This is a genomic window from Clostridioides sp. ES-S-0005-03, from assembly GCF_020658455.1.
Classification (GTDB): Bacteria; Bacillota; Clostridia; order Peptostreptococcales; family Peptostreptococcaceae; genus Clostridioides.
In genome coordinates, this window is the sequence record NZ_JACVWI010000003.1 from 174,837 (window position 1) to 187,065 (window position 12,229).

Annotated in this window: 12 protein-coding genes; 10 read left to right on the forward strand and 2 right to left on the reverse strand. The window is 27.0% G+C overall.

Annotated elements, in window-relative coordinates; translation table 11 throughout:
- Positions 1-6: 6 nt before the first annotated feature.
- Positions 7-768 (reverse strand): ABC transporter permease, encoded by a 762-nt coding sequence (locus IC218_RS13570; protein WP_227433511.1) that lies wholly within the window; start codon positions 766-768, stop codon positions 7-9.
- The gene (locus IC218_RS13575; protein WP_227433510.1) at positions 768-1,682 is read right to left on the reverse strand and encodes an ABC transporter ATP-binding protein; all 915 of its coding nucleotides are present in this window, start codon (positions 1,680-1,682) and stop codon (positions 768-770) included. The genes IC218_RS13570 and IC218_RS13575 overlap by 1 nt, the downstream gene beginning before the upstream one ends.
- A 193-nt stretch (positions 1,683-1,875) precedes the next feature.
- Between IC218_RS13575 and IC218_RS13580 the strand changes: the two genes are divergently transcribed.
- The 10 genes from IC218_RS13580 to IC218_RS13625 all read left to right on the forward strand — a co-directional run bounded on the left by IC218_RS13580 (position 1,876) and on the right by IC218_RS13625 (position 12,185).
- On the forward strand, positions 1,876-2,583 hold the full coding sequence (locus IC218_RS13580; RefSeq protein WP_227824693.1) for a response regulator transcription factor: 708 nt from the start codon (positions 1,876-1,878) through the stop codon (positions 2,581-2,583).
- Positions 2,584-2,622: 39 nt separating this feature from the next.
- Entirely contained in the window at positions 2,623-4,029 is a 1,407-nt protein-coding gene (locus tag IC218_RS13585; protein ID WP_227824694.1) for a sensor histidine kinase, read from the forward strand.
- Between the two features lie 959 nt (positions 4,030-4,988).
- Complete coding sequence (locus IC218_RS13590; protein ID WP_227483037.1) at positions 4,989-5,360, forward strand: BlaI/MecI/CopY family transcriptional regulator; 372 nt, start codon at positions 4,989-4,991, stop codon at positions 5,358-5,360.
- A 531-nt stretch (positions 5,361-5,891) separates the two neighbouring features.
- Complete coding sequence (locus IC218_RS13595; protein ID WP_227483036.1) at positions 5,892-6,359, forward strand: VOC family protein; 468 nt, start codon at positions 5,892-5,894, stop codon at positions 6,357-6,359.
- Positions 6,360-6,411: 52 nt separating this feature from the next.
- Positions 6,412-6,855 carry a DUF3788 family protein gene (locus IC218_RS13600; protein WP_227483035.1) on the forward strand — a complete coding sequence of 148 codons (444 nt, stop codon included), beginning with the start codon at positions 6,412-6,414 and terminating at the stop codon, positions 6,853-6,855.
- Positions 6,856-7,068: 213 nt separating this feature from the next.
- On the forward strand, positions 7,069-7,938 hold the full coding sequence (locus IC218_RS13605) for a Nif3-like dinuclear metal center hexameric protein (protein WP_227824695.1): 870 nt from the start codon (positions 7,069-7,071) through the stop codon (positions 7,936-7,938).
- Positions 7,939-8,426: 488 nt separating this feature from the next.
- The gene (locus tag IC218_RS13610) at positions 8,427-9,134 is read left to right on the forward strand and encodes an SAM-dependent methyltransferase (protein WP_227433502.1); all 708 of its coding nucleotides are present in this window, start codon (positions 8,427-8,429) and stop codon (positions 9,132-9,134) included.
- 263 nt (positions 9,135-9,397) lie between these two features.
- Positions 9,398-10,264 carry an RNA polymerase sigma factor gene (locus tag IC218_RS13615; protein WP_227824696.1) on the forward strand — a complete coding sequence of 289 codons (867 nt, stop codon included), beginning with the start codon at positions 9,398-9,400 and terminating at the stop codon, positions 10,262-10,264.
- 198 nt (positions 10,265-10,462) lie between these two features.
- Positions 10,463-11,149 (forward strand): DUF2461 domain-containing protein, encoded by a 687-nt coding sequence (locus tag IC218_RS13620; RefSeq protein WP_227483031.1) that lies wholly within the window; start codon positions 10,463-10,465, stop codon positions 11,147-11,149.
- 226 nt (positions 11,150-11,375) lie between these two features.
- Positions 11,376-12,185: a MarR family winged helix-turn-helix transcriptional regulator gene (locus tag IC218_RS13625; protein WP_227483030.1), complete on the forward strand. Its 810-nt coding sequence runs from the start codon at positions 11,376-11,378 to the stop codon at positions 12,183-12,185.
- The last annotated feature ends 44 nt before the right edge of the window (positions 12,186-12,229 follow it).

The window sequence follows — 12,229 nt, forward strand, 5'->3', positions numbered from 1 at the left end:
TCCCTCCTATATTTCCTTTTTTAATAAATGATTTTTTCCAATATAATAAATTAACATTCCAACAAAGAAGATTAAAACAGTCATTGAAAAATTCATATTTACTTTGTAAACTGATGAACCAAGGGCAGTGTCATAAGCATAATTTAGAGGCGTTAATTCTATGTAATAAGACCATATAAATAATCTACGAATACCTTGAAAAAATAGTCCTGATGTTAAACCTATAAAGCTACCTAACATACCAAGTGTAACAGCAAGCATTTGATTTTGGAATACAGTTGCAACCCATTGGTGCAGTGCTATTATAGCTATACTAACTAGTATCGTACCTAAGGTATATTTGATAATTAAGGACATAGAAAATGGTTCGATAAAGTCCTTAAAAGATGCAAAACCTAAAATAGCCAATATTTGTATAAGTATAGATAATGATATCAAAATAGTAGAGCATAAAAATTTAGAAAAATAAATACTATTTAAGGGTGTAGCAGAAGACTTTAAAAGTTTCCATGTATCTCCTTTATGCTCTATATCGCTTATTCGGGAAGTAATTATTGATATTAAGATAGGAAAAAATAATCCATTTAAACTTGTAAAACTCATAATCATGTATGAATATTCAAATCCACTTAGCATGTCTGGATTCTTTGTAAGAGCTCTACTTGAATTCATGATACACCATATTATTTCAACAGCTACAAATAAAAATGTCATCAAAATAATTTTCTTTCTTTTAATTTTATAAAATTCTAAACTAAGGTATTTCATTATAAAGTCACCGCCTTGCCAGTAAGTTCAAGGAATATATCCTCTAAGCTCTTTTTATGTTCTTCTATTCTAAATACATCCATATTTGAATGTACAAGTATGTTATTTATTTTAGCTACATCTGTATCTTTTAAATTTTCAATAGTTAAATATCCATCTTGTATAAGTGACATATATCCTTGTGTATTTAAAAGTTTTTGAGCAGATATTGGATTTTGTGTTTTAATAGCAATATGACTTTGACCTTTATCATGAAGTTCTTTTATACTATCTTGAAAAACAAGTTCACCATGATTTATTATTCCTATTGATGTGGCGATTTGGTCAATTTCACTTAGAAGATGACTAGAAATAAGAACTGTCATGCCATATTTTTCTGGAAGAGATTTTATTAGTTCTCTAATTTCTTCAATTCCAGCTGGGTCAAGTCCATTTGTAGGTTCATCAAGTATCAATAGTTTTGGAAACTTCATTATTGCCATGGCAATGCCAAGGCGTTGTTTCATACCTAGTGAATATTGACTGACCTTCTTATTTTTCTGATTTTCTAGTCTTACTATTTTTAAGGCTTCATGTATATTTTTTTTAGGTAAATCTAATAGTCTTTGCATAATAGTCATATTTTCAAGCCCTGTCAAGTGTCCATAATATGATGGAGATTCTATCAATGAGCCAATATCATTTAAAATTGATATTCTGTTTTTATCATTTAACTCTTTACCTAAAATACTAATATTTCCTTGTGTAGGTTTTGCAAGTCCAAGTAGCATTTTAAGAGTAGTAGATTTACCAGCACCATTAGGGCCTAAAAAGCCATATACAGCTCCTTTTGGTACTCTAAGGTCTAAGTCTTTTACTCTAAATATTTTATTGTATTCTTTTGAAAGTCTGTTTGTTTTAACTATCATTTCCATATGTTTTATCCTCTTTTCTATAATTTAGTATGAATTTTTATGACTTACATATAGTAGTGTTTGTAGCTTATATTAATACAATAAAGTACTTACATTTCAGATAGCTGAAGTTTACCTTACGATAACCTTAAATAGTCTATTGGGGTAAAGTTATAAAAATGGGTATATGATATACTTATGGAGGGTGATAATTATGGAAACAATAAAGGATAAAAAAATACTTGTGGTTGATGACCATAAAGAATTATTAAAAATGATAGATGAAATCTTAAGAAAAGATGGATTTAATAGAATTTTTCTAGCCTCTAGTTATGAAGAAGCTGTGAAAGTATTTAAAAATATAAAACCAGACTGTGCAATTTTAGATGTAGTATTGCCAGATGGAGATGGATTTTCTATTATGAGAAAAATTAGAGAGACGTCTAAGATACCAGTTATTTTTCTTTCTGCAAGAGGAGAGGATGAAGATAGATTGATTGGTTTGGGTTTAGGAGCTGATGATTATATAGTAAAGCCATTTTTACCTAAAGAACTTACTTTAAGGTTAATAGGTATACTAAATCGTGTATATATTCCTATGAAGGAAGAGGAGTTGCCAGTATTTAAACTAGGAGATTTTGTTGTCGTAAATTTAAATACTGCATGTGTAAAAAAAGATGGACAAGAAATATCTTTAACTGCTAAAGAACATTCCCTGCTTTTAAAGTTGTATGAAAATAAAGGGCGAATTGTTACTAGTGATGCACTATGTCAAGCTATATGGGGAGATGACATGTATGGGTATGAAAATACTCTTATGGTACATGTTAGGAGAGTTAGAGAAAAGATAGAGGAAGCACCATCTTCTCCTAAGCATCTTCTTACAGTAAGAGGGCTTGGATATAAATTAATTGTTAATTGATTTATGCCATAGGAAGATTTCAAGAGGAGTGATTTAACTTTGGATAGTGTAAAATATATATTGAGGCGATTTATAGGTTCAAGCATCTTGATTTCATTATTTCTAATTATCTTAAACATAACAGGATTTTTGATATTTTCATACATAACCTTTATATATCCATACTTGGGAGAATCGGATATAAGCACTAGCAGAGAGACTAAAGCAAATTTAATGATGCTTGAAGAAAAGTTAACCTCAAAAGATGGTAAATTTGTTTTGGATGAATCTAGCAAAGATGTGTTACATAAAAATCAAGCTTGGGCGATGTTAATTGATGATAATGGGGACAGAATATGGGAGTATGATTTACCCAAAGAAATACCAAAGCATTATACTTTAACGGATGTAGCTAAATTTTCAAAATTCTTTTTAAAAGACTATCCTGTGTATGTATGGGAGCATCCTGAGGGGCTTCTAGTTACAGGATATCCAAAAGACAAGTATACTAGGTTTAACCTTACTTATACCATTAGAGAAATAGAGCAATTTCCAAGGTTAATATTAGTTATGCTTTTGCTTAATGCAATAATTACTTTTTTAATAGCTTTGTTCATAGGATTAAAAATGGTAAAATCTATAAAGCCAATTATTACAGGGATGAAGCTTATTTCAAAGGGCGAGCCAGTATTTCTTCAAGAAAAGGGAATACTTAGTGATATTTCAAAATCTATTAACTCTGTATCTAGAGAATTACAGGAAAAAAATGCAAAGCTTAGAAAAAGAGAAGAAGCTAGGTCTAATTGGATTGCAGGAATATCTCATGATATAAGAACACCACTTTCAATGATAATAGGATATGCTGGAGAGCTTGAGGAAAGTAAAAATCTTTCTCAAAGAGAACATGAGCAAGTATCTATTATATGTAATCAAGGTATTAAGATTAGGGAATTAGTAAGCGACCTTAACTTAGTCTCTAAATTGGAATACAATATGCAACCATTGGATTGTGGTAAAATTAGAGTTTCTGTTTTCTTGAGAGAGGTTGTTTCTGATTTTATAAATAATAATTTGGATAATAACTTTTATATTGAGATTAATATATTGGATGAAGATATTATTATAGATGCAGATAAAAAGTTATTAAAAAGAGCTATTAGCAATTTGATACAAAATAGTATAACTCACAATCAACATGGGTGTAATATAAATGTAGTTTCAAGGTCTGATTTAGATTTTTGTTATATAACTATTGAAGATGATGGAAAAGGTATGAGCAAAGATAAAATTAGTTATTTATTGAATAATCAATATAATTTGAGTGATGCATATGCTAAAGGTCAGAATCATGGTCTGGGTCTTTTAATAGTAGCAGGTATTATAAACGCACATAAAGGTAAATTAAATATCACAAGTGATGATTGTCATGGTCTAAAAATAACTTTAAAATTACCACTAGCAAAGTAAAATTTTATGATAAAATAATAAATAAGCGTGAACAATGAAAATATTTTGAAAATAATTTTATTATTTATTGACAAAAATGTTCTATCGTAGTAGAATAAATATAAATTCTTTTCTTGTCAAGTTTTATTAAATAAAATAGTAACTTTTGCTTTATGCGCTTAGAGCTAAGTTACTCATGGTATCAAAATTTTCATAGGAATAATATATTTTGGAATTATTGTAAGACTGTTAAACTCTTTAAATAGTTCCCTTTTTTTTAATATTTTTCAATAATACTTAAAATATTATTGACAAAAATATTCTACTAAAATAGAATTATAATATAGTAGTTTTTAATTTTGAGAAGAAGATAATCAGATTTTAAGAGCAGATTTAATTAGAAGAACTTTTATGTAATTATTAGAGGAATATTTTAGTAGAACCTTGTATTTAGAGCGAAAGAGCATCTTAAATAGACATTTTTTGACCATATAAACTCTACTAAAGTAGAGTTTTGGTGTCTGATTTTTAGTGATATAAAGTATAGATGTCTAGATATGTTGAATTAAATTAGAGCTATAAAGAGCTGTTGAGGAAAAGGTTTGGATTATAAAAATCATAAATGAGAGATTCTTTTTTTAAAAGCTAGAGAAGCAATAAGTCAAAATTAAAAGAAGTAAGATTACTAAAATATAAATGCTTAAAACTAGAAAGAAAAATTTAAAAGAAGGGAGAGCTACTGAGACAAGTATCCAGAAGTATATAGCTGAGTACAAGATATTTCATAAAACTTAAGCAATATAAAGTAATTCTGACACTATTTACACATGTTTATTATGTACAAATAGCTAACTTTAGAATTTAAGATTGAGAAAATCTTATAAAATTACAGTAATTTAAATGAATATAACATCAATTAAATTGATGAAAATTTTACTGTGAATATTGCTTGTCTGTATTCTGAGTAGCAAAGGTTTATTATGCCAATAAAAAAGTTGCCACAATCAGAATTGAAGATAATGAAATTTATATGGAAAGTAGATTCCAAAATAACATCAAAAGATATTATTTTAGCTATGGAGCAAAAATATCAATGGAAGCAAACGACAACTTTAACTATTTTATCTAGATTAGTAGTTAAAGGATTTTTAAATTCTAAAAAGGTAAATAAACATACACAGTATGAGATTTTAATTAATAAAAAGGACTACTTGAATGTTGAAACGAGAGAATTTTTTAGTAATATTCATGATTCCTCTATAAAAAGCTTATTATTATCACTTCATGCAGATGATAATATAAGTGAAAAAGATATACTTTTTATTGAAGAGTGGTTAAGAAGTATTAAATAAAAATAAGAAAATAAGATTAAAGAAAAATAGTAGCTATTTGTAAAATAAAACATGATACCTAAAAATATGAAAACTTATTTTTAGAAATTTTGTGAGCTTGTATAATATAAGTAAAACATTAGATTGGTGATTTATGTAATTTAATAGATTATATGTAAATTAAATATTATAAAAATACAATCTTAAAGCAAAATTAAAGCAAAATTTTGTATAATATAAACATAAATCATATACAGTATATTTATGATATGTAGTATATCTGTATTTGAAAATTATAAATTATAAGTGGATTGTAATATGAACCAAAATAAAATTAAATATGAGTGTAAATTAATGATGGACAATTCTATTAATTCAATATAAAAAGCTACCTTTAGTTATCAATTAAATAACTATATTTTAGGGTAGCTTTTTGCATATGGATTGTAGTTGTGTAGAATACATAATTTCATAATTTTTATAAATATGACATATAGCTTTCAAGTTTAAATTGGTACAATAAAATAATAATAAAAATTAGGGGGGATATTTATGAAATATCAATGTTCATTATTGGCAGTAAATGATGTAGAAGTGTCAAAAAAGTTTTATGGAGAATTGTTTGACCAAAAAGTTGTGTTAGATTTAGGGAAAAATGTAACTTTTAGTGGAGGATTTGCAATACAAGAGGATTTCGCATGGTTAACAGGACTAAATCCAGATACAGTTGTGAAAAAATCACACAATATGGAACTTTATTTTGAAGCTGATGATTTTGATAAATTTATTGAAAAACTTAAATCATATAAAGATGTAGAGTATGTTCACCAACCACTAAAATATGAATGGAAACAGAGAGTAGTGCGTATTTATGACCCTGATAAGCATATTATTGAGGTAGGAGAAGCTATGGAAGTTATAGCCAGAAGATACTTAGATGAAGGGTATTCTGTAGAAGAAGTTTCTAAGATTATTCAACATCCAATTGAATTTGTAGAGGAATGTAAAAGGAGTGAATAATTTTGTTACTAGTATTTTCAGATTAAAAATAAATCAAAAGTGGTGATTAAAATTGTATGAAAGAATGTTGAATAAAAGTGTTATGCCATCAGAAAAAGAGATTTCTGAGTATGTTGGCAAAAAACATTTTAATCTTATTCTGCATCTTGAGAATTTATTAGATAAAAAATATGATTTGCGTAAAGAATTAAGATTTCCTTTTGGAAATAATTATGGCTGGGGATATAAGTATTCACATAAAACAATGCATCTATTTTATGTGTTTTTTGAGAAAGATTGCTTTACAACAACTATTCAAATTGGAAGTAATGATGTAGACAAGCTATTAGATATACTGGATAACTTATTACCAAAGACAAATGAATTTTGGAATAAGCGATACCCTTGTGGAAGTGGAGGATGGATAAATTATAGAGTGGAGAATGAGAAAGAGCTTGATGATATTTTAAAGATTATTGAAGTTAAGAAAAAGCCTCCAAAAAATCTAATCATATAAAATAATAGTATTTGACAAGATTAATGATGTAAATTAAAATGAAAAGATATTTCTAGACAAGAGTATTGAGATAGAATGTATACTAGAAAAATAAATTATACTTTAAGATGAGTGAATATTTATAGTGTTTTGAAATATAGTTGATTTTTAAAGTATAAGTATACTATAGAACTCTTGTATAAATAGATATTAGTTAAATATTATTGTAAAGGAGTGATTAGTATTAAAGCAAAAGAACTTTATAAAAAGTTAGACTTAGAATTTGATATTAAAAATATTGATGATGATTGGAGTTTTATGAATTTTGAAAATGATTTTATTACTCCAGAGTTTAAGAAAAAATACATAGGTTTAGTATTAGATAATGCTCAAGACATTAATAAAGTATATACAGTTACTTTTCCAGATAAAGAAATAATTCAGCAAATCATAGATAAAGATGAAAGAGATATCTTACTTTTTTCACACCATGCAATGGGATATATAGCATGTGATGAAGGTTTTCCATTTCATGATATTCCACTATCTTATATGGAAGAGATGAAAAAACGTAGAATTTCTTTTTATGTATTACATTCTCCATTAGACAATTATAGTGATTATTCAACTTCTGTTAGTTTTGCAAATGCTTTAGGTCTTGAAATTGTCAAACCATTCTGCAAATATGATGATAAAATCAAGGTAGGAGTTATATGTAAAACATCCTTAAAGTCAGTAGAAGAGATTAAGGAGCTTGTTAAAAAAGCAGTTGGACATGATGTGAAACTATATGATTATGGAAGCTCTTTTTTAAAAGATGGTTTAGTAGCTATTGCAGCAGGGGGAGGAAGTTATCCATTTGTAGCAAGTGAAGTTGATGAGCTTTGTATAAATTTATATATTACTGGATTTACCAAGCCTTTAAAACATTTTGAGCCAGTATTAGAATTTCATAGAATTGCAAAAGAGAATTTAATTAATGTTATAGGTGCTACTCATTATTCTACAGAAAAATTTGCATGTATGTCTTTAGTTAATTACTTCAAAAATCTAGGGCTAGAATCAGAATTCTTAGAAGGAAAGTATTATTTAGAAGATTTATAATAGATATTAAACAAAAATAGGCAGTCAGTAAAAATTTGTGTTTACTGACTGCCTATTTTATTGTTTTTAGAATAATATCTTAATTAGCTTTATAATGTAGTATCGTAATACTCTCTGGAGAATTTAAAAAAATTGTCTTGGAGTTAGATTTTTTAGATATTCCAAAATCTATTCATATCTGCTTCTTTATTTGTTCATATTTTATAGCTAACATATATCAAGGTTATTTTTCCTATTTCACTATAGAATACTTATTTTTCGATGTTTTTTTATAGTATTATTATGATAAACTATATTTTATAAGTATTTATTTTAAATTATTATAAATATTAATTTTAAAATAATAGAATTATTATATTTATGAGAATAAATGGTATAATAAAAGGTAAAGTGTCAAATATCCGCTAAACTAAATAGATTAATTAGTATATACATTAAAATATAAACAATTTAAATAAATAATAATTTATAAGGAAAGGAAAGATAGAATGGTATTTACGAAAAGTAATAAGTATGACAAAGAGTTCCTCATGAAAAATATGATGGGGCCTAATTGTATAAAAATACTAGAGGAACTGACAAATAAGATAAAATTAGAAAAGGGAATGCGTATTTTAGATTTAGGATGTGGAAGAGGTATATCTTCTATATTTTTAGCAAATGAATTTGATGCAACTGTATTTGCAACAGATTTGTGGATAGAACCAACTGAGAATTATGAAAGATTTAAGGACTTTAACTTAGATAATAAAATATTTCCAATACAAGCAGAGGCACATGAATTACCTTACGCAGAAGGTTTTTTTGATGCAGTAATAAGTGTTCATTCTTATCACTACTTTGGAAATAAAGAAGGTTTTTTAGAAAATCACATATCACCTCTTGTAAAAGAGGGTGGAATAATTGCAATGGCAATGCCAGGATTAAAACAAGATTTTGTAGATTGTATACCTGATGAACTTATTCCATTTTGGCAAGATAACATGAATTTTCATTCTCTTAAATGGTGGAATGAGCTTTGGTCAGAATCGGAGTCTGTGATTTTAGAGAAATGTGAAGCTTTAAGTTGTCATGAAGAAGCATGGCAAGATTGGCTAAACTGCGATAATTCTTATGCAAAAAATGATAAAAAAATGATGGAAGTAGAAGATGGTAAGTATTTTAATACAATTTCTCTAATAGCTAGAGTTAAGTAAAAGTTGGAGTTAGATAAAGACTAGAGCTTGATAAAGATTTGAATTAGATAAAGATTAGAGTTAGATAAAAATTCAAATACAAAGATAATTATTCAAATATAAAGATGATTATTTAAATACAAAATGATTTTTTATAGAATTTATACCCAATTGGACTATTTAGGTTGATTGGGTATTTTTATTTTGTAATAATATACTAAAAATAAAAATTTTATGTCACAAAGTACTTTTTAAATTGTCTAACTTAATATGGGGGTGAAATTATGAGTGAAAGTACACAAAATAATGTAAAAAAAGATGAAATAGAAAATTTGATAGATAGAGCTATTTTAGGAGACAAAAAATCTCTTGAAATTTTGTTATTGGATGTACAGGATTTAGTATTTAATTTATCCTTAAGAATGTTAGGTACTGTACAGGATGCAGAGGATGCCAGTCAAGAAATTATGATACGTGTAATTACTCATCTATCTACATTTAGAAAAGAAAGTTCTTTTTCTACATGGGTATTTAGAATAGCATACAATCATTTACAAAATTATAAAAAAAGTATGTTTTCTAAACAGCATTTAAGTTTTGAATATTATGGAGCTGATATCAAAAATGGCAAATCAAAAGATATACCTGATTTATCTCAAAATGTTGAAACTTCTATTATTGAAGAAGAACTAAAATATTCATGTACAAATGTAATGTTACAATGCTTGGATGTAGAGAGTAGATGCATTTTTATTTTAGGTACAATGTTTAAACTAAATAGTAAAGTTGCTGCTGATATTTTGGATATATCTTCTGAAGCATATAGACAGAGGCTATCACGAATTAGGAAGAAAATGGCCTCATTTTTAGATGAGTATTGTGGATTAAGTGGAAAAGGGGTATGTCAGTGCAAGAAGCGTATTAATTATGCAATAGTTAATCACCGTATAAATCCTAAAAACTTGGAGTATTCTAGTCTAGAAAAAGATGATGATAATACTATATTTAAATTTAAATCTGCTATGGAAGAAGCTGAAAATTTTTCAACAGTATTTTCAAGACTTCCATCATATTATTCTAGTGAAAAATTAAAAAAATTTCTAATAGATTTTTTACAGTCAGACTGCTACTCAATAATTAAAAATTTATAAATACTTAGAAAGTTTTTGAAATATGATGCAAAACTTTAATAAGTATTAAGTATGGATATTAGAAGTTATTTAGATATGTAATTTTAAAAATTAATTAATGAGTATTTTAAAATAGCTATATGGTATTTGAGTATCAATCAAGTATTTAAATAATTTTTAAAAATATTAATAAAATTAATATAAAAGGGAGAGAAAATTATGAAAAAAAATTGTATATTAGAGTTTTTAAATGCACTGAAAAACAATAATTCAAGAGAGTGGATGATGGAAAATAAAGAATGGAAAAAAGAAGCTACATTGCAATTTGAACAGTTGTTACAAGATATAATTAATGCTTTAGCTTATCAAGATAAATCTATTGCACATCTAAATGCAAAAGATTTAATATTTAGGTTGAATAGAGATACTCGTTTTAGTAATGATAAATCACCTTATAACCCATCATTTAGAGCACATATTTCATCTGCTGGACGAGTACCAATTCCAGTAGGGTATTACATAGATATTTCTCCACAAAATATATTTTTAGGAGCAGGACTTTTTACACCACAGCTTTCAGATGCAACAACAAGAGTGAGGGATTATATACTTAAACATTCAGATGAATTAGAATCTATTTTGTATAATCATAAATTTTCAGAGAATTTTACTTTAGATGGCGAAAAACTAAAAAATATTCCAAGAGGATATCCAAAAGATTTTACTAAAGGAGAGTATTTAAAACACAAAAGCTGGTATATTGAATATCACTTACAGGATAGTGACTTAGACAATTTATATGAATTTTGTAAAATGGTTACTGATAAATTCTTACTTATGAAACCTTTTAATGATTATATTAATAAAGCTTTAGAAGGCTACAAAATGCCTGAGAGAAAAGCTTAAACATAAGAAATATGAGTAGAGTATAATCGGGGCATAATATTAGTAAAAGTTTAAAATATAGTACAGTTAAAGTGTAATAAAGTGTTAAAATATTTGACAAATCGAAGGCTTGCTCTTATACTCAATACAAGTAAGGTACCTTTTTAAAGGACTTATTCGAAAAAAATCATATAATTAGTAAAATGTATGATTACAAAATTAATAATTAATTTAGGAGGTAAAAATCATGAATGAAACTCAAGATGAAAATTTATTAGAGCAATTTTTTAAAGTACAATCGTTACTACATAAATTTCACCTTCAAAATCATAAATCACATGGTTTTTTTAGAGGAACGCATAGAGGTCAAGGAAGAGTATTATCTATGCTAAAAATAAAACCAGAAATTACTCAAAAAGAACTATCTTATTTGCTTGATATGAGACCTCAATCTTTAGGCGAGTTGCTTTCAAAACTAGAAAATCAAGGATTTATTACTCGTACACCTTCAGAAAAAGACCGTAGAGTAATGGTAGTAAGACTGACATCAAAGGGTATGGATGAAATTAATAAAATTGAGCAGGAAGAAGACCCAACTAATAAAATATTCGATATTTTAGAAAAAGAAGAAAAAAGTATTCTAAGTGATATTCTTACTAAGATTACTAATGAGTTGGAGAGAACTATAAAAAATGATGATAATATTAATTTTGATGGGGCGCATATGGGAGCACACTCAAGACCATATCCTGGTCAACGCTTAAGTTTTAATGGAAGAGAAGGTTTTGGAATGGGGCATATGGGTTCACATCCAAATCCACATGAGGAACCACATCCAAGTTCTCAAGAAGAAAAAGAGTTTTACAATCCACGTATGGAAGCATTTCAAGCTTTTTTTAATAGAGAAGAATTCTTTGAACAAATGACGAAACAGCATCCAGGATTTTTTGAACAGATAGTAAAAGAACATCCAGAGTTTTTCAAGAATAAGGAATTTGATGAGCAGAATGTATCTAAGGATGAAAAGTATAGCGAAAAGGATGTTAATGAAGATTAGAAACTATCTATCCTCCCACTATAATTATATCATAAATAAAAAGT

Bases quoted from the DNA above. Each gene is read 5' to 3' on its own strand.
- IC218_RS13610 (WP_227433502.1), top strand. From the start codon at position 8,427: ATGGTATTTACGAAAAGTAATAAGTATGACAAAGAGTTCCTCATGAAA.
- IC218_RS13625 (WP_227483030.1), top strand. From the start codon at position 11,376: ATGAATGAAACTCAAGATGAAAATTTATTAGAGCAATTTTTTAAAGTA.
- IC218_RS13570 (WP_227433511.1), bottom strand. From the start codon at position 768: ATGAAATACCTTAGTTTAGAATTTTATAAAATTAAAAGAAAGAAAATT.
- IC218_RS13615 (WP_227824696.1), top strand. From the start codon at position 9,398: ATGAGTGAAAGTACACAAAATAATGTAAAAAAAGATGAAATAGAAAAT.
- IC218_RS13620 (WP_227483031.1), top strand. From the start codon at position 10,463: ATGAAAAAAAATTGTATATTAGAGTTTTTAAATGCACTGAAAAACAAT.
- IC218_RS13595 (WP_227483036.1), top strand. From the start codon at position 5,892: ATGAAATATCAATGTTCATTATTGGCAGTAAATGATGTAGAAGTGTCA.
- IC218_RS13580 (WP_227824693.1), top strand. From the start codon at position 1,876: ATGGAAACAATAAAGGATAAAAAAATACTTGTGGTTGATGACCATAAA.
- IC218_RS13575 (WP_227433510.1), bottom strand. From the start codon at position 1,682: ATGGAAATGATAGTTAAAACAAACAGACTTTCAAAAGAATACAATAAA.
- IC218_RS13590 (WP_227483037.1), top strand. From the start codon at position 4,989: ATGCCAATAAAAAAGTTGCCACAATCAGAATTGAAGATAATGAAATTT.